The 15,996-nt window shown below is 62.6% G+C and carries 19 protein-coding genes; 12 read left to right on the top strand and 7 right to left on the bottom strand.

Features of this window, described 5'->3' with window-relative positions; translation table 11 throughout:
- Positions 1 to 35: 35 nt before the first annotated feature.
- The 7 genes from GOB82_RS00445 to lptB all read left to right on the top strand — a co-directional run bounded on the left by GOB82_RS00445 (position 36) and on the right by lptB (position 6,088).
- The gene (locus GOB82_RS00445) at positions 36 to 542 is read left to right on the top strand and encodes a YaiI/YqxD family protein (RefSeq protein WP_166118313.1); all 507 of its coding nucleotides are present in this window, start codon (positions 36 to 38) and stop codon (positions 540 to 542) included.
- Between the two features lie 9 nt (positions 543 to 551).
- A complete protein-coding gene (locus GOB82_RS00440) occupies positions 552 to 1,361 on the top strand; it encodes a DedA family protein (protein WP_242007122.1) in 810 nt (269 codons plus the stop codon).
- Between the two features lie 202 nt (positions 1,362 to 1,563).
- Positions 1,564 to 2,223, top strand: a complete 660-nt coding sequence (locus tag GOB82_RS00435) for a ribonuclease D (protein WP_166118310.1) — start codon at positions 1,564 to 1,566, stop codon at positions 2,221 to 2,223.
- Positions 2,224 to 2,249: 26 nt separating this feature from the next.
- Complete coding sequence (locus GOB82_RS00430) at positions 2,250 to 3,257, top strand: KpsF/GutQ family sugar-phosphate isomerase (RefSeq protein WP_166118307.1); 1,008 nt, start codon at positions 2,250 to 2,252, stop codon at positions 3,255 to 3,257.
- A 10-nt stretch (positions 3,258 to 3,267) separates the two neighbouring features.
- Positions 3,268 to 4,002, top strand: a complete 735-nt coding sequence (gene lptC / locus GOB82_RS00425) for an LPS export ABC transporter periplasmic protein LptC (RefSeq protein ID WP_166118304.1) — start codon at positions 3,268 to 3,270, stop codon at positions 4,000 to 4,002.
- A gap of 88 nt (positions 4,003 to 4,090) precedes the next feature.
- Positions 4,091 to 5,245: an LptA/OstA family protein gene (locus GOB82_RS00420; RefSeq protein WP_166119579.1), complete on the top strand. Its 1,155-nt coding sequence runs from the start codon at positions 4,091 to 4,093 to the stop codon at positions 5,243 to 5,245.
- A 3-nt stretch (positions 5,246 to 5,248) separates the two neighbouring features.
- Complete coding sequence (gene lptB / locus GOB82_RS00415; RefSeq protein ID WP_194300297.1) at positions 5,249 to 6,088, top strand: LPS export ABC transporter ATP-binding protein; 840 nt, start codon at positions 5,249 to 5,251, stop codon at positions 6,086 to 6,088.
- Positions 6,089 to 6,092: 4 nt separating this feature from the next.
- Here the strand turns inward: lptB and GOB82_RS00410 are convergent, their stop codons facing one another.
- Positions 6,093 to 6,383: a hypothetical protein gene (locus GOB82_RS00410; protein WP_166118301.1), complete on the bottom strand. Its 291-nt coding sequence runs from the start codon at positions 6,381 to 6,383 to the stop codon at positions 6,093 to 6,095.
- 323 nt (positions 6,384 to 6,706) lie between these two features.
- Here GOB82_RS00410 and hpf point away from each other — a divergent pair, with 323 nt between their 5' ends.
- Positions 6,707 to 7,318 carry a ribosome hibernation-promoting factor, HPF/YfiA family gene (gene hpf / locus GOB82_RS00405; protein WP_166118298.1) on the top strand — a complete coding sequence of 204 codons (612 nt, stop codon included), beginning with the start codon at positions 6,707 to 6,709 and terminating at the stop codon, positions 7,316 to 7,318.
- Positions 7,319 to 7,520: 202 nt separating this feature from the next.
- Here the strand turns inward: hpf and GOB82_RS00400 are convergent, their stop codons facing one another.
- Both GOB82_RS00400 and GOB82_RS00395 read right to left on the bottom strand, forming a co-directional pair.
- Positions 7,521 to 7,787: a DUF1150 family protein gene (locus GOB82_RS00400; RefSeq protein WP_166118296.1), complete on the bottom strand. Its 267-nt coding sequence runs from the start codon at positions 7,785 to 7,787 to the stop codon at positions 7,521 to 7,523.
- A 34-nt stretch (positions 7,788 to 7,821) separates the two neighbouring features.
- Complete coding sequence (locus GOB82_RS00395; protein ID WP_166118293.1) at positions 7,822 to 8,313, bottom strand: Hsp20 family protein; 492 nt, start codon at positions 8,311 to 8,313, stop codon at positions 7,822 to 7,824.
- 242 nt (positions 8,314 to 8,555) lie between these two features.
- Between GOB82_RS00395 and def the strand changes: the two genes are divergently transcribed.
- From def to truA, 3 genes are read left to right on the top strand one after another with little or no spacing between them, the layout of a single operon-like run.
- Positions 8,556 to 9,116: a peptide deformylase gene (gene def / locus GOB82_RS00390; RefSeq protein ID WP_194300296.1), complete on the top strand. Its 561-nt coding sequence runs from the start codon at positions 8,556 to 8,558 to the stop codon at positions 9,114 to 9,116.
- 17 nt (positions 9,117 to 9,133) lie between these two features.
- Complete coding sequence (fmt, locus tag GOB82_RS00385; RefSeq protein WP_166118287.1) at positions 9,134 to 10,075, top strand: methionyl-tRNA formyltransferase; 942 nt, start codon at positions 9,134 to 9,136, stop codon at positions 10,073 to 10,075.
- Positions 10,072 to 10,926, top strand: a complete 855-nt coding sequence (gene truA, locus GOB82_RS00380; RefSeq protein WP_166118284.1) for a tRNA pseudouridine(38-40) synthase TruA — start codon at positions 10,072 to 10,074, stop codon at positions 10,924 to 10,926. Before fmt ends, truA begins: the two co-directional genes overlap by 4 nt.
- Positions 10,927 to 10,963: 37 nt before the next feature.
- Here truA and GOB82_RS00375 read toward each other — a convergent pair whose 3' ends face one another.
- The gene (locus GOB82_RS00375; RefSeq protein WP_166118281.1) at positions 10,964 to 12,040 is read right to left on the bottom strand and encodes an NAD(P)H-dependent flavin oxidoreductase; all 1,077 of its coding nucleotides are present in this window, start codon (positions 12,038 to 12,040) and stop codon (positions 10,964 to 10,966) included.
- Between the two features lie 26 nt (positions 12,041 to 12,066).
- Positions 12,067 to 12,933, bottom strand: a complete 867-nt coding sequence (locus tag GOB82_RS00370) for a LysR family transcriptional regulator (protein WP_166118279.1) — start codon at positions 12,931 to 12,933, stop codon at positions 12,067 to 12,069.
- Between the two features lie 110 nt (positions 12,934 to 13,043).
- Between GOB82_RS00370 and GOB82_RS00365 the strand changes: the two genes are divergently transcribed.
- The gene (locus tag GOB82_RS00365) at positions 13,044 to 14,114 is read left to right on the top strand and encodes a YeiH family protein (RefSeq protein ID WP_166118276.1); all 1,071 of its coding nucleotides are present in this window, start codon (positions 13,044 to 13,046) and stop codon (positions 14,112 to 14,114) included.
- A gap of 56 nt (positions 14,115 to 14,170) precedes the next feature.
- On the opposite strand, the gene GOB82_RS00360 is transcribed toward GOB82_RS00365, so the two are convergent.
- Together GOB82_RS00360 and dapE are read right to left on the bottom strand one after the other, a co-directional pair.
- Positions 14,171 to 14,797, bottom strand: coding sequence for a hypothetical protein (locus GOB82_RS00360; RefSeq protein ID WP_265793684.1), 627 nt, complete (start codon positions 14,795 to 14,797; stop codon positions 14,171 to 14,173).
- Positions 14,794 to 15,990: a succinyl-diaminopimelate desuccinylase gene (gene dapE, locus GOB82_RS00355; RefSeq protein ID WP_166118273.1), complete on the bottom strand. Its 1,197-nt coding sequence runs from the start codon at positions 15,988 to 15,990 to the stop codon at positions 14,794 to 14,796. Before dapE ends, GOB82_RS00360 begins: the two co-directional genes overlap by 4 nt.
- Positions 15,991 to 15,996 lie beyond the last annotated feature (6 nt).

The raw sequence follows: 15,996 nt of genomic DNA, 5'->3' as shown, positions 1-15,996 counted from the left end.
GCAAACAGCAGGCGGGAGGGCCTAGGACTCAGGGCATGATACGCATTTTCATAGACGCCGATGCCTGCCCGGTGCGGGATGAAACCTATCTGGTGGCCGAACGCCACGGGCTGAAAACTCTGGTTGTGTCCAACCGCCTGCTGGCCGCCCCGGCCTCCCCGCAGATTGAGCGGGTGGTGGTGACGGAAGGCATGGATGAGGCGGATAACTGGATTGCCGAGCATGTCAAAGCGCATGATGTCGTGATTTCTTCAGATATTCCGCTGGCCGCCCGCTGTGTGGCGAAGGGAGCGTGTGTGCTCACCCCCACCGGCCGCATTCTGGATGAAAACGCCATCGGCATGGCGCTGGCCATGCGGAACCTGATGGAAGACCTCCGCTCCACCGGCACCATGACGGGTGGCGGGCGCAGCTTTACAAAAAAAGACCGCTCGGCCTTTCTCTCCGCACTGGATACGGCGGTTGTGCGCGGCAAAAAACTGTCCGCGGGCAGTGTTCTCGCGGCCCGACTGGCCGCGCCCCCGGGCGGGCGGAGTCTCTGAAGGCCTGCTATGCCACAACCGCCCTTTTGCCCTGCGGCTGAGTGCGGCATGCTCTGCCCCGCCTTGCAGAAACCAACCCTGCAGACACAGCCTCTGCCGATACCGGCAGCAGGCGCTGGCCGCCCGACGTCCGGCCCTGCAAGGGGGGGGAGTAACACCCCGGCACAAGGAGATCTGACCCTGCTTCACCATCTGGACATGCTTCTCCAGCACTACGGGTATAGCATTGTGACCCTGATTGTCATGATGGAAAGCATGGGGGTGCCGGTCCCGGCTGAAGCCTGCATCATCACCGCCTCGCTCTACTGCCTGAAAACCCACCATCTCGCGATTGGAGGGGTCGCCACCGCCGCTGTGGCCGGAGCCATTATCGGGGACAACATCGGCTATCTCATTGGCCGCAAGGTGGGGCTGCCACTATTGGAAAAACATGGCCCGCGCCTTGGTCTGACTTCCGAGAGACTCATTCTGGGGCAGTACCTGTTTCATCACCATGGCCGCGCCATTGTGTTCTGCGGGCGCTTTATTTCCGTGGTGCGTGTGTTTGTGGCCGTGCTGGCGGGGGCCTGCCGCATGCGCTGGCAGCACTTCATGCTGTTCAACGCGCTGGGCGGCATCTGCTGGGCGGGCGGCTATGCACTGGGCACCTATGCGCTGGGGCGAAAGATTTCAGAAGTCTCCGGCCCGATTGGCCTTGTAATCGGCATTGCGGCCATTGGCGGGATGCTCATCTTTGGCGCCTTCCTGAAAAAAAACGAGGCCCGGCTGACACAGCTTGCCCTGCAGGAATCCCGAAACGGCACGCTCTCCACCCCTTGACCGCCCTGCTGCTCCCTGCTCCTGCCTTCCCCTGCCGCCGCTCCCGCTCCTTGCGACCTGTCCGTTGCCCCCTGCGACCCAAACGCCTCACACCCCACACCATCAAATCGCCTGAAAGCTCAGGCATGGCGTCCGGAATGGACATTCCGCCATCCCGGCTGTATCCGTCTGAGCCTGATCAACAACAAGGCAGGAGCGGGTCATGAACGCATCCCGGACCTCTTCCGAGGGAAGCATCACTCTACACCGTAATGACCTGCCCGACGGGTTGAGCTTTACGGGCTCCATTGCTGTGGATACGGAAACCATGGGCCTCAACCCCCATCGGGACCGGCTCTGCCTGGTGCAGATTTCCGCGGGAGACGGCACGGCGCATCTGGTGCAGATCATCCCCGAAGCCCTCGGCGGCAAAGGGTATGATTGCCCGAACCTCAAGCGCCTGATGGCAGACCCCTCCGTGCTGAAAATCATGCATTTCGCCCGGTTTGATGTCGCCATTCTCCAGCACGCGCTGGGGATCACCGTAAGCCCGATTGTCTGCACTAAGATTGCGGCCCGGCTTGTCCGCACCTTTACAGACCGCCACGGTCTGGCCGCCCTGTGCCGGGACATGCTGGGTGTTGAGCTGAGTAAACAGCAGCAGACATCAGACTGGGGCGCGCTGGACCTCAAGCCCGAGCAGCTCGCCTATGCCGCGTCCGATGTGCTGTACCTGCACGCCCTGTGGGAAAAAATGGAGGCCCTGCTCGTGCGGGAAGGCCGCAGGGAACTGGCGCAGGCGTGCTTTGATTTCATGCCCGCCCGCGCCCGGCTCGACCTTCTGGGTTATGAAGACCCGGATATCTTCTCTCACCGTGCCTGAACCCGCCTGACCGGAACCCGCACCGTATGACAGACACCTCCGTTATGGACCCTGAAGCCGCCCTCGCCACCGAGGCCGCCGCCGTTATCCAGACCGAGCGCGCCGGGCTGGATGCACTGACCAGCGCGCTGAAGGACCCCGGCGAACTGGGGGGAGCCTTTGCACGGGCGGTGGATATTCTGCTGCGGATTCCCGGCCGGGTGGTGGTGACCGGCATTGGCAAGTCCGGCCATGTGGCCCGGAAAATTCAGGCCACCCTTTCCTCCACCGGCACCCCGGCGCTGTTTGTGCACCCCGCCGAAGCCTCACATGGGGATCTGGGCATGGTGCAGCCGGGGGATGCCGTTCTGGCGTTCTCCAATTCGGGCGAGACCACGGAACTGGGCGATATCGCCGCCCACGCCCGCAAGGCCGGGCTGCCGCTGCTGGCCGTTACCAGCCGGGCGCACTCCACGCTGGCCACGGCGGCGGATGTCGCACTGACCCTGCCGTCCATGCCGGAAGCCTGCCCCATGGGTCTGGCCCCCACCACCAGCACCCTGATGCAGCTTGCCTTTGGGGATGCGCTGGCCGTGGTGCTGCTGCGCCAGCGCGGCTTTACCGCCAGTGACTTTGGCAATTTTCACCCCGGCGGCCGTCTGGGCAGCCGCCTGCGCACCGTGCGGGAACTGATGCGCACGGGAGAGGCCATGCCTCTGGGCCGGGAAGATACGTCCATGCGGGATGTCATTATGGAAATGACACGGCAGGCTCTAGGCTGCATTGGCATTCTGGATGATAATGGCGCGCTGGCGGGGCTGATCACGGATGGTGACCTGCGCCGTGCGCTGGACCTTGATCTGACGACCACGCTGGCAGGGGATGCCATGAACCGTCACCCTCTTACCATAGGGCCGGATATCTTTGCTTCCGATGCCCTGCGCATGATGAACGAACGCAAACGCCCCATCACCTCCCTGTTTGTGCTGGATGCGGACCGTCGCCCCGTGGGGGTTGTGCATGTGCATGACCTGCTGCGGGCCGGTGTGGGATAACAGACCCCTCATGACCGACCCTTCAGGCCACCCCCCGCAGCGTGATGATTTTGCCCGCTCTGACGAAACCATTCGCCAGCAGCGCGAACGTCTGGCCCCTTCCGCACCGCGCCGCCTGCCGCCGAACGCCGGTGAGCTGGCCCGCCGGCGCGCAATGCTGCGTCTGGCCAAGTGGGCCCTGCCCGCAACAGCCCTCCTGCTGCTCAGCTCCATTGCGGTCTGGCCGGAAGTGGACCGGCTGATCAACGCCAACAAGGCCGCGCTGAAGGAACTCTCCAAGATCAAGGTTGAAAGCGGCAGCCTTATCGGCGCGACCTATCGCGGCGTGGATGAGCATAACCGCCCGTTCATGATCACAGCCGACAGCGCCCATCAGGCCAACCCGGAGCGGATGGATCTGGACAATCCCGTGGCGGATATCCTCAGCCAGGGCGGAAGCTGGCTTCTGGTCCGATCGGAAAAAGGCGTGTACATGCAACATGCACAAATTCTTGACCTGACCGGAGAAGTCACCCTGTATCGCGATGATGGCCTGATGATGCACAGCCCTGCGGCGGATATTGATATCCGCACCGGTATTATCGCCTCCAACTCCTGGGTGCGGGCAGAAGGGCCTTTTGGTGTGCTTGACGCAAAAGGATATCTGATGTCTCAGCATGAAGGCATTGCCCAGTTCCGCGGGCCGGGCCGGCTTATTCTGAATGATGACCGCGGCAGCCGTCCGGCTGATGGGAAGGCTTCCTGATATGCTTTTGATCCCCCCTTCCAGCCTGCGCCACCCGGCGTTGGCCCGCATGCACTCCGCAGATGTGGCCCCTGCACGCGTACGCCGTATGCCTTTTCTGGCGGCGGCGGGCCTGCCCCTTCTGGCCGCCCTGTTCTGCGGCACGGCCCACGCGCAATCGATCGACCTCTCCCATGGCGGCCAGATTACCGTGACCGCCGCCGGTGGATTTGACTGGGACCAGAACCAGAAAAAAGTCACGGCCTATGATCAGGCCAAGGCCGTGCGCGGGGATGTAACCGTCACGGCGGACAAACTGATTGCCTATTACCGCAAGAAAACCGCACCAGACGGCGCACCGGCAGCCACGCCAGACGGTGCCCCTGCGGCGGATACCTCTCAGGGCAAGCCTGCGGCCAATGGCGCAGCCGGCGGGGCTGGCACCAGCACCGCCCCCGCTGTCGGCGGCCCGGCCCAGCCTGCCGACAAGACTGCTCCGGCCGCCCCCACAGGGCAGCCTCCGGCCCCGGCCAGCACGCCTGCTCCCGCCGATGCCAAATCTGACAGCGCCAAACCCGGAGAGACCGCACCCGGCGGCAACGCTCAGGCAGGCGGCGGTGACCCGGATGCCTCCGGCGCCAATGAAATCTACCGGCTGGAAGCCATTGGCCACGTGCATATCTACACCCAGACCGATCAGGGCTGGGGCGACAAGGCCGTGTATGATATGGATCAGGCCGTGCTTGTCATGACCGGGAAAGCCCTGAAGCTGACCACCCCGCAGGATGTGCTCACCGCGCGGGATTCCATGGAATATTACTCACAGCAGCGCATTTCCATTGGCCGTGGCAATGCGACTGTCACAACCAATGATAACCGGCAGATCCGTGCGGACGTGCTTGTGGGCTACAGCGCCCCGCCGGACCAGTCCGCCAAACCGGCAGACCAGAAAGCCGCAGGCCAGACATCGTCAGACCCTCTGGCAAACGGCTCCGGCAAGCTTGAAAAGGTCAATGCGTTCGGCCATGTCTGGGTGCGTACCCAGACCGAAACCGTCACGGGGGACCGTGGCGTTTACGTGCCGGATACGGGCATTGCCCGCATTGTGGGGAATGTCCACATCACCAGAGGGCCGAACCAGATTCAGGGCGCTGCGGCCATCATCAACATGCATACAGGCCTGGCAACCATGACAGAACACCCTGGAAACCGGGTGAGTGGTGTGGTTGTGCCCAACAATGGCGATGGCTCGGACAGGAAATAACGGATGACGCAGGAGATCACCTGGACCTCGGACGAAACTGCGGGAGATCCGGTTACCGTAGAAAATCAGGTTATCGGGCCGGGGCCTGACTCCGCCGCCCTGACCGAGGCGCTGGCCCCCCGCCGCGGCCTGTTTGCCCACGGCATTGGCAAATCCTACAAGAAGCGCGAGGTGGTGAAAAACGTCTCCATCGAAGTGCATCGCGGGGAAGCTGTGGGCCTGCTTGGCCCGAACGGCGCAGGGAAAACCACAAGCTTTTACATGATTGTAGGGCTGGTGCAGCCGGATACCGGCTCCATCACGCTTGATGGTGCGGATATCACGCAGCTCCCCATGTACCGGCGCGCACGGCTGGGTATTGGGTACCTGCCGCAGGAAGCCAGCATTTTCCGTGGCCTGAATGTTGAACAGAACATCATGGCCGCCCTTGAAGTGGTGGAGCAGGACCCGGACCGCCGGGAAGTGATGCTGGATGGCCTGCTGAGTGAATTCGGGATCTCGCACCTGCGTCGTTCGCCGTCCCTCGCCCTTTCAGGGGGTGAGCGGCGGCGTCTGGAAATTGCCCGTGCGCTGGCCAGCCAGCCGCATTACATCCTGCTGGATGAACCTCTGGCCGGGATTGACCCGATTGCGGTGGGTGAAATCCGTGATCTCGTCTCGCACCTGAAAGACCGTGGCATCGGCGTGCTGATTACCGACCATAACGTGCGTGAGACACTGGAAGTGATTGACCGCGCCTACATCATGCACAGCGGACAGGTGCTGATGCAGGGCGTGCCTGAAGAAATTGTGGCGAACGAAGATGTGCGCCGTGTGTATCTGGGTGAAAGCTTCTCGCTCTAACGCTTCACTCAGGGCGCGGTGCGCCCCGCACCACAAGAGGCGGCGGTGGCATCTCGGCCACCGGCGGGGCCGGGGCCAGTTCCACAGGGAGCACTGGCTGGGGCGCTTCAGCCTGCGCCTTCTGCTTCACCACCTTTACCGGGATAATCACCTTTTCCATGGGGGGTTTATAATGCGTCATGTACCACATGATGCTGCCGTAAGCCGCCGCCAGCACCCCCAGCACCAGCACTTTGGCCCGCCACTTGCGGCGCATTTTCGGCATATTGACGGGCGGGCTGGATCTTAAAAGCATGGTGTCCTGTCTGGCTTGCAAGTCTGTTCAGTGTTGTATGCGCCAGCTTTCCGCCTCAGCAACCCCGAAAGCGGCTGTTTTTTCAGACACACGCCACATACTCCCCTGCGGGTCGGGCGGCTCAGCACTGTTTGCGTATTAAAACTGTCATAAAAGCATGGACAGCCCCCGGCCAATCATGCCCAAATACAACAAGACCCGTGGGGACGCACCACGGGCCTGACGAGTCAAACCGTCTGCGCCTGACATGAGGGCAGCATCTGTTACGACTCCCCTTTCAGGCAAGGACGGTCCTGCTTTTAACCAGCAAGGAACGACATCCGATGCATATCCATGTTTCCGGTAAACAGATTGATCTGTCCGATGCGCTCAAGCACCGGGTCAACGCTCACCTGGGCGGCCTTGCAGAACGGTACTTTGACAAGGCCCTGGAAGCCAAAGTGACTTTCAGCAAAGCCCGTTCCTTCTTCACCTGTGATATCAACGTGCATGCAGGCCGAGGCCTGACACTGCGTGGTGAGGGCGAGGCAGCCGATGCCAACGCCGCCTTTGATGACGCCGCCGAACATATCGCCAAGCGCCTGCGCCGCTACCACAGGCGCGTGACCTCCCACGCGCGCGCCAGCAAGAATGAGGCCACCCATGAAACCGGGCGGTCCTATGTGCTGAAATCCTCAGCCGTCACACCCTCGGCCCAGACGCAACCCGATAACAGCACGGACCATGAAGCTGCGGCGGAAGCCGAAACCTATGCCGCGATTATTGCTGAACACACCACGGATATTCCAAGCCTCAGCGTGAGTGAGGCCGTGATGCGGCTTGACCTTGCGGCCTGCGGCATCCTGCTTTTCCGCAATCGCAAAAACCAGCAGATCAATCTGGTTTACCGGCGTGATGACGGGAATATAGGCTGGGTTGATACGGGGCCTTCCTGAAGGCCCTCCCCCCAACCAGAACCACAGCCCGCACAGCACACAAAAAGACGATACCCTGCCACAGAACGGATGGCTTATCCGCCCGTGGCAGGGTTTTTCATAAGCAGGGTTTTGCGGGAAACCGAACTGAACGTCTCAGAGACCACTCTCACCGGCCCCTCACACTCAGGGCCGGCTTGCGCGTGGTCTGTTTACTGAGGCTCTACTGGAGGCTGGCTGGCACCATATCGTGCTGGAGAATGACACCCCAGGCGGTTTCCAGATCATCCACCACCGCCAGTGGTGAGCCATCAGCGGCATGAATGGCGCACCCTTCCTCACCGTCCTCCGTCAGCGCCGGGCGCACATAGGCCACATTGGCCACGCCGAGAGAGCGGAACTGTTTTTCGGAAAGATGATGAACATCCAAGGGCTTTTCCGACTGATCCGAGGCAAGGATAACACGTCCGTTACGGGTCGTGACTCTCATGGTGTCTCCTTTCCGTATAAAGTGAGGTGGTGCTTCAGTCTTCCACCACCGTGCGCAACATGCGGGAGGACCGTGGCTTCAGGCCGCCGCTCTCAGCAACCGGCCCCTTCTGGCCACCGGGCTGCATGATCTCAATCCGCTTGACGCGCACTTCCGGCTGCGGGCGGAACAGGTCGATATGCAGAAGGCCGTTATCCAGCCAGGCACCGCCAATTTCTATCCCTTCCGCCAGCACAAAGGCTTTCTGGAACTGGCGTGAGGCAATGCCGCGATGCAGGTAGACATGCTCCTCACCATCTTCCACCTGCCGGCCACGGATCACCAGTTGGTTGTCTTCCTGCGTGATCTGAAGGTCATCCATGCGGAACCCGGCAACGGCCAGTGTGATACGCAGTCCGTTGGGCGCAACCTGTTCAATATTGTACGGTGGATACCCATCCCCCGTACCTTTGCTGACCCGCTCGAGCATCTGCTCAAGGTGATCAAAACCAAGGAACATGGGTGAGCCAAACACTCTGCCAGACATAAAGCCTCCCCTTTCTGAGCGAGACAGAAACCGGGCCCTCACATGGCACCCGGCGCTCTTCACGATATGGGAGACCCGCAACCAAACGCAAGACTGCACGAAAGCTGGCGCATGCCTGAAGGCGCTTCCCACGCGCCTTTGCGCGGAATAAAGGTGGCAGTGCGGCATATTTCCCACGCTTTTTGCCACAGGAGGCCCATCTTCCTCTGGCGCGGGCGGACGCGGGAGGCTAAATCGGGCGTATGACAGACGCAGCCATGACAGATGCAGCTTTCTCCGCTGCCGCGGCAGATGCCGCCCCCATGCCCATTCTCATTGCCCCGCATGCCGTGCTGCGGCGCAAGACGCGTGAGGTGAAGCCGGAAGATATGGCGGATATCCGCCGTGTTCTGCCCAGCATGTTTTCCGCCATGTATGCGGCACCCGGCATCGGGCTTGCGGCCCCGCAGGTGGGGCTTGGCCTGCGCTTTGCGCTGGTTGATCTGGGTGAGGAAAACGCCCGCGAACCCATCGTGATGATCAACCCCGAAGTGATTTCCGAAACGGAAACCCTCGCCGTGCGTGAAGAGGGCTGCCTTTCCCTGCCCAACCAGTATGCGGAAGTCACCCGCCCGGAAAAGGTGCGCGTGCAGTGGCGCACTGTGGGAGGTGATGTCATGGAACGTGAGGTGGACGGGCTTCTGGCCACCTGCATGCAGCATGAAATTGACCATCTGGAAGGGATCCTGTTTGTGGATCACCTCTCCGTGCTGCGCCGCAACATGATCCTGCGGCGGCTGGCCAAGGAACAGAAGCGGAAATAGGCCGGAGGGTTCTCCCCATGCGTCTTGTCTTTATGGGCACACCGGATTTTGCGGTGCCCGCCCTGCACGCTCTTCATGCCGCAGGGCACGAGATTGTTGCGGTCTATTCCCAGCCCCCGCGCCCTGCCGGGCGCGGCAAGGCGCTGCGGGCCTCCCCCGTGCAACAGGCGGCGGAAGCCCTCGGCCTGCCGGTGCGCCACCCCGCAAAACTCCGCAAAAATGAGGAAGAATGGGCCGCCTTTGCAGCACTTGAGGCCGATGCCGCCGTGGTGGCCGCCTATGGCCTTATCCTGCCGCAGGTCATGCTGGATACGCCGCGCCTTGGCTGCCTGAACATCCATGCCAGCCTGCTGCCGCGCTGGCGCGGGGCGTCGCCCATCCAGAGCGCCATTCTGGCCGGAGATACACAGAGCGGTGTGACCATCATGCAGATGGAAGCCGGGCTGGATACCGGCCCCATGCTGCTGAGCGGGGCCGTGCCCATCACGACGGACACCACCGCCACCAGCCTGCATGATGCGCTGAGCGCCCTTGGCGGGCAGCTTGCCGTGCGCGTTCTGGCCGAACAGCCCACCCCCACCCCGCAGCCGGAGGAAGGCGTGACCTACGCCCCCCTGCTGACACGGGAGGATGGCCGTCTGGACTGGACACAGTCCGCCACGGCGCTGGACCTGCGCGTGCGTGCGCTGACCCCGTGGCCCGGCACCTTTACCCTGCTGGCGGACGGCACCGTTCTGAAAATTGGCGGCGCAATCCCCCTGCCCCACCACAAGCACACCGCGACCCCCGGCACCGCGCTGGATGACGCCCTGACCATTGCCTGTGGCGAAGGCGCTTTGCGCCTGACCCGCCTGCAAAAGCCGGGGCGCGGCATGATGGAGGCAGAAGCCTTCCTGCGTGGCCAGCCCATGCCCGCAGACACACGCCTGTATCATACGCTTCCCGCTGCCTCTGCATGACCGATCAGCCAGCCTTCCCCCCGGAGCTTTCACCCGTCTTTCCGTCTGACCCGCATGCGGCATTCGCCACGGGCCTGCCGTTCCAACGTTGGGCGGTGAAGGTGGAATATGATGGCACGGGCCTTGTCGGCTGGCAGAAGCAGAATGAAGGCACCTCCGTGCAGAGCCTTCTGGAAGCCGCCGCAACCCGCATGGCCAACGGTCGGCCTGTTTCCAGCATTACTGCCGGGCGCACAGATTCCGGGGTCCATGCGTTGGGGCAGGTTGCGCATCTCGATTTCCCGGCGGATATGGCGCTGACCCCGCACGTGGTGCGGGATGGGCTGAGCTATCACCTCCAGCCCCATGCCGTGGCCGTGCTTCAGGCCGCTCTGGTGCCAGCAGAGTGGAGCGCGCGTTTTTCCGCCACATGGCGCTCTTACCTGTACCGCATTCTCAACCGCCCCACACGCCCCGCACTTGGGGCCACCCATATGTGGCATGTCCGCGCCCGGCTGGACCTGGCCCGCATGCAGGACGCGGCGGACAGGCTTGTCGGCCAGCATGATTTCACCTCCTTCCGGGCCGCGGCCTGTCAGGCCAGAAACCCGGTGCGGAGGCTGGACAGCCTGACCGTGGAGCGTGTGGGAGACGAAATCCATATCCGCGCCAAAGCACGGTCCTTCCTGCATCATCAGGTGCGGAACATGGTGGGCACACTGATTCTGGTCGGGCGGAAGCGGTGGGAACCCGAACGCGTGACCGCAGCGCTGGAAGCCCGCTCCCGCACCGCCGCAGGCCCCACCGCCCCAGCGGAAGGGCTGTATCTGACAGGCGTCGGCTATAATCCGGACCCGTTCGCCACGCCCTGAAAAGCTCCCTGAGCGGCGCGCCCCAAAGCCCCGCCCTTCAGCGCGGCATGCTGCGCTGCCTTGTGGCCTCTGCAAGCTCGATTTCAATCTGCCGGACCAGCCGCCCGGCAGGCATGGCGCGGGCCAGAGGCGCCCCCTGCCCGGCCCAATACGCGCCAAACCCGGTCTCTCCCCGGCTGAGGGCCGCTTTGGCCAAAGCCTTTCCGGCATCATAAGCAATCGGATAAACCGGGCATGGCGGCCTGTCAGCCCGCTCCGCCAGAGCAGTAAAGCTGTTTGACAGGCAGCGCGCCGGGCGGCCGGAAATCAGGCTGACCATACGGGTATGAAAAGCGGATTGCCCCATCAGGGCTTTTCGGTAGCCCTCATCCACCCCCGCTTCCGGGCAGAGCAGAAACGCCGTGCCCATCTGGGCGGCTCTGGCCCCCAGTGCAAGAGCGGCAGCCACCCCCGCGCCATCCATAATCCCGCCAGCGGCAATCACCGGAACATGGCACTGGCGGGCCAGCAGACGGACCAGCGCCAGCGTGCCCAGAGCATCATCCGGTGCGGCAGGGTCAAACATGCCCCGGTGCCCCCCGGCTTCAATCCCCTGCGCGATCACGGCATCAATCCCGGCGGCTTCCGCGCTCCGGGCTTCCGCAGGGCTTGTGGCCGTGGCCAGAAGCACAGCTCCGGTGTCCCTCAAAGCTGCAAGGCACGCTGCGGGCGGCAGACCAAAATGAAAGCTGATAACGGGCGGACGCACCTCCAGAAGCAGCTCCATCATCTTCGGATTGTCCAGAAAACTGGTGTACGGAGAAGAGAGCTGCTCAGGAGGTTCCGCATCGAATTCCGCAAAAACCGGCTTCAGCCAGTCCAGCCACCGGGCCTCCCTCTGCGGGTTGGCCTGGGGTGTGTCATGCACGAACAGATTGACATTGAAAGGCTGGTCTGTTCTGCCCCGCACCTCCTCAATCATGCTGCGGGCCTCATTGGGCATGACAGACCCCAGCCCCAGCGCGCCCAGCCCTCCGGCCTTCGAGACCTCCGCCGCCAGAGCAGGCGTTGCAACCCCCGCCATGGGCGCCTGCAGAACAGGAACTTTCAGCCCAAGATGCGCAATAGTTGCCATAGTTATCATCCCTTTTTACAACAGACCTACGCGATGAACGCTGTCAGCGCCTCAACGGCCTGACTGTGATACCGTTCCTTGTGCCGCAGTCCAAAAAACACCCGTGGCCCGAATGAGATGGGGGCGGCATGAAGCGTTCCGGCCGCCAGAGCCGGGGCCACAACCAGTGATGAAAGACCGGCAATTCCGGCCCCTGCCTCTACCGCTGTCCGCACGCTTTCATTCGAGGGCAGCACCAGCGCCTCATTCAGGCTTTCGGGGTGAACACCAATCTGCCTCAGGCAGACATCCAGCGTCGAGCGTGTGCCAGACCCCTGCTCCCGCATAACCCATCTGGCATTCTGCAAAAACTCCGGTGTGCAGCTTTCCACGTCAAATGGTGTTGCGCGCACCAGAATCAACTGATCCTGCGCGATGGGCCATTGCGCCAGAACGGGATTATCCACCTGCCCTTCCACAATCCCCAGATCAAATCGGCCAGCCTGCACATGGGCTGCCACCTGCGCGGTGTTTCCAATTTCCAGCACAACCTGAATATGGGGAAAGCGCTCACGAAACCCCGCCAGAAGTGGCGGCAGCCAGTAGGCCGCAATGGTCTGACTGGCTACCAGCCGCAGGCTGCCCCGCCGCAGGCCACTCAGATCATCCAACATGGACTCAGCAGTCTGCACACGGTCCAGAATAGCCCGCGCTTCCGCCAGAAAAAGTCTGCCGGCTTCTGTCAGCACAATGCCGCGCCCCACCCGATGAAACAGCCGGATACCATGCCGCGCTTCCAGCGCCGCAATCGCCGCGGAGGCCGCAGACTGCGTGATGTTCAGAATGCGGGCGGCATCTGTCATGTGCTCGCGCTCCGCCACGCACAGGAAAATACGCAACTGCTCAAGCGTCATGGTTTCTCAATCCCCTCTAATTCATCATTTTTACAGATTGAAATAAGAAAAACAATTCGTTGGATTGATTGATTCTCTTCTCATACTTCAAAGGGCGGAAGGATACGCCCATGACCAGATCCATCGCCCATTCTCTGAAAATCACCACATCCCCCCTGCTGCCGGGGCTGGCGCTGTGCGGCGTCCTGACAGGCTTTGCCTTCGCCCTGCAATGGGCGGAGGAACTGCTGTTTGGCAAGGCATGGCTGGAAGCGCTTGTGCTGGCCATTCTGGGCGGCACCTGCCTGCGCAGCCTGTGGGCTCCCGGCGCGCGCTACCACGCCGGGATCTGCTTCAGTGCCCGAACTCTGCTGGAATTTTCGGTGGTGCTGATGGGGGCCTCCATCAGCGCGGCAAAAATCGTCTCGCTCGGGCCTTTTCTGGTGCCGGGGATTGCCGCCGTTGTTCTTTTGGCCATTCTGGTCAGCTTCGGGCTTGGCCTTCTGCTCGGTCTGCCTGCCCGCATGGCGCTGCTGGTGGCCTGCGGGAATGCCATCTGCGGGAATTCCGCTATTGCCGCTGTGGCCCCGGTCATCCGGGCTGATGCAAAAGATGTGGCCACCTCTATCGCGTTCACGGCGGTACTGGGTGTGCTGGTGGTGCTCGGCCTGCCGCTGCTGGGGGTTGCGGCGGGCATGAGCGGCTTTTCCTTCGGCATTTTTGCCGGCATGACAGTCTATGCCGTGCCACAGGTTCTGGCCGCCACGGCCCCGCTTGGCACGCTGGCCGTGCAGACGGGCACGGTCGTCAAGCTGGTGCGGGTTCTCATGCTGGGGCCGGTGTGTTTTGTTCTCTCCCTTCTGGCCCGCCGCCTGCCGCCAGAAGAGCCTGATGGATCTGACGTCAGCGCAGGACCAGCCCTGCAGCCCTCCGGCTCCGTGCCACTCGTGCCGTGGTTCATTCCGGGTTTTCTGGGCATGATGCTCTGCTGCTCGGCTGGCCTCATCCCGCTCTGGCTGAATGCCCCGCTCACACAGGGCGCCACGATCCTGACCGTATTCTCCATGGCCGCTCTTGGCCTTGGTGTCGATGCGCGGTCGGTCAGCCGGGCCGGGGGGCGCGTAACCCTGACCGTGGTGCTTTCACTCGTCGGGCTGGGTGTGCTCAGTATGCTGCTGCTGGATCTGGTGCCGCTGACATAAAGGCCACCTCTGCACCCGGCATCAGAACGCCTCGGAAGCCCCGTTATCCGCCGCTCTCAGGGAGAAGACTTCACCCCGATCATGGGCTGAAGCAGGTCCTTTGTCACAATGTAATGCGGCGGCAGCAGGGCCGCGAGGCCGTAAAGCACCAGTGTCACGACCAGAACGGAAAGGTAGAGCACCGCAGCACGGCCCCGGCCCAGCGCCAGCCCGACACGCGCCACGTACCATTGCAGCCACATCTCATAGATAGAGACCGTGACCATCACAGCCCCCATGAAGCCGGGCTGCTGAAGCAGAGCCGGAAACAGGACACCCGCCAGCACGGTCACGGCCAGAGAGATCAGCACCACCACCCAGCCGCACCATGTGGCGGCGGTAATATAGCGCAGCCACAGCCCGTCCCGCCCCCATTTGCGGGCATAAAAATGCGAGATTACGGCTGGCAGCAGCACCACGCACAGGGAAAGCAGGAGCTTGGTGAAGCCCAGCATCTTGCCCGGCAGCATGGCCGCCTGAAAAACGCCCACCAGCAACAGCGCCAGTTGCGGCGCAAGGGCCGCGTAGAAGGAGTCTACCGTGCCCTGAAAGCAGGTGATCCCTTCCCGCCGGCCACTGGCCAGCAGCAACATCCCTTGCAGGATACTGCGCGGATTACCCTTTTTACCCGATCCTGCAATCACGCCATGACCCCTTCCAGAAAGGTCTTGTAAATCAGTGTCAATGTTTCCAGATCGGCCAGCGTGGTGTGTTCATCCACCTTGTGAATACTGGCACCAACCAGCCCGAATTCCGCCACCGGGCAATAATTGGCGATAAAGCGGGCATCTGATGTGCCACCGCCGGTATCCAGCTTGGGGGTGCGGCCCGTTACAGCCTGCACAGCCTGCACCAGATGGTCCGTTTCGGCCCCCGGCGCCGTGAGGAAGGATTCTCCGCTGATGCGCACAGTCACCCGCGCGGTGGGAGCATGCTGACGGCAGACGGTCTCCAGCCACCCTTTCAGGGCGGTGCCGGTATGCAGGTCATTAAACCGGATATTCAGCCGTGCTTCCGCCGTGGCCGGAATCAGGTTCGTGGCTGTATTGCCCACATCCATGCTGGTGATTTGCAGGCTGGAAGGCTCAAACCATTCGGAGCCATTATCCAGCGGTGTCTCGCGCAGGGCGGCAAGCAGGCCAAGCAACCTGTGCACCGGGTTATCCGCCCGATGCGGATAAGCCACATGCCCCTGCACGCCTTCCACCACAATATGGGCGTTCAGGCTGCCCCTGCGACCGATCTTGATCATGTCCCCCATGGCGGCGGGGTTTGTGGGTTCTCCCACCACGCAATAATCGGGGATCTGATCTTTCTCCGCCATCCATTCCAGCACCTTGCAGGTGCCATAGGTGGCGGGGCCTTCTTCATCCCCGGTAATCAGCAGGCTGACGGAGCCGGGCAAGCCACCCTGCGCCACGCAGCGCGCCACAGCGGCAACAAAGGCGGCAATACCGCCTTTCATGTCACACGCGCCGCGCCCGAACAGCGTGCCGTCCGAAATTTCCGCAGCATAGGGCGGGTGCGTCCAGTTGGCTTCCGCACCGGGGGGCACAACATCCGTATGGCCCGCAAAACAGATGTGCGGCCCCGCCGTGCCAAGGCGCGCAAACAGGTTCGGTGTGCGCTCCGCACCTTCCCCGAAAGGAAGGGACACCACGGTAAAGCCCAGCGCTTCCAGCATGGCCGCCAGAGCGTGTTGGGCCGGACCGGGATCAGGCGAGACAGAGGGATGGCGGATCAGCGCCTGTGTCACCGCCACCGGGTCTGTCAAGACAGGCAGAGGCCCGGCCTGGGTTCCGGGAGGGGTGATGGTATCCGGCGCTGATGTCGTCATGATGCT

Origin of the sequence: Acetobacter farinalis (assembly GCF_011516935.1) — a bacterium.
GTDB lineage: Bacteria > Pseudomonadota > Alphaproteobacteria > Acetobacterales > Acetobacteraceae > Acetobacter > Acetobacter farinalis.
This window is presented reverse-complemented; position numbering and strand designations above follow the sequence as displayed.

Coding starts and splice junctions, on each gene's coding strand:
- GOB82_RS00365 (WP_166118276.1), top strand. CDS start 13,044: ATGACCAGATCCATCGCCCATTCTCTGAAAATCACCACATCCCCCCTG.
- truA (WP_166118284.1), top strand. CDS start 10,072: ATGACCGATCAGCCAGCCTTCCCCCCGGAGCTTTCACCCGTCTTTCCG.
- GOB82_RS00435 (WP_166118310.1), top strand. CDS start 1,564: ATGAACGCATCCCGGACCTCTTCCGAGGGAAGCATCACTCTACACCGT.
- lptC (WP_166118304.1), top strand. CDS start 3,268: ATGACCGACCCTTCAGGCCACCCCCCGCAGCGTGATGATTTTGCCCGC.
- GOB82_RS00410 (WP_166118301.1), bottom strand. CDS start 6,383: ATGCTTTTAAGATCCAGCCCGCCCGTCAATATGCCGAAAATGCGCCGC.
- hpf (WP_166118298.1), top strand. CDS start 6,707: ATGCATATCCATGTTTCCGGTAAACAGATTGATCTGTCCGATGCGCTC.
- GOB82_RS00370 (WP_166118279.1), bottom strand. CDS start 12,933: ATGACGCTTGAGCAGTTGCGTATTTTCCTGTGCGTGGCGGAGCGCGAG.
- GOB82_RS00400 (WP_166118296.1), bottom strand. CDS start 7,787: ATGAGAGTCACGACCCGTAACGGACGTGTTATCCTTGCCTCGGATCAG.
- GOB82_RS00420 (WP_166119579.1), top strand. CDS start 4,091: ATGCCTTTTCTGGCGGCGGCGGGCCTGCCCCTTCTGGCCGCCCTGTTC.
- def (WP_194300296.1), top strand. CDS start 8,556: ATGACAGACGCAGCCATGACAGATGCAGCTTTCTCCGCTGCCGCGGCA.
- dapE (WP_166118273.1), bottom strand. CDS start 15,990: ATGACGACATCAGCGCCGGATACCATCACCCCTCCCGGAACCCAGGCC.
- GOB82_RS00440 (WP_242007122.1), top strand. CDS start 552: ATGCCACAACCGCCCTTTTGCCCTGCGGCTGAGTGCGGCATGCTCTGC.
- GOB82_RS00375 (WP_166118281.1), bottom strand. CDS start 12,040: ATGGCAACTATTGCGCATCTTGGGCTGAAAGTTCCTGTTCTGCAGGCG.
- GOB82_RS00395 (WP_166118293.1), bottom strand. CDS start 8,313: ATGTCTGGCAGAGTGTTTGGCTCACCCATGTTCCTTGGTTTTGATCAC.
- GOB82_RS00445 (WP_166118313.1), top strand. CDS start 36: ATGATACGCATTTTCATAGACGCCGATGCCTGCCCGGTGCGGGATGAA.
- GOB82_RS00430 (WP_166118307.1), top strand. CDS start 2,250: ATGACAGACACCTCCGTTATGGACCCTGAAGCCGCCCTCGCCACCGAG.
- fmt (WP_166118287.1), top strand. CDS start 9,134: ATGCGTCTTGTCTTTATGGGCACACCGGATTTTGCGGTGCCCGCCCTG.
- lptB (WP_194300297.1), top strand. CDS start 5,249: ATGACGCAGGAGATCACCTGGACCTCGGACGAAACTGCGGGAGATCCG.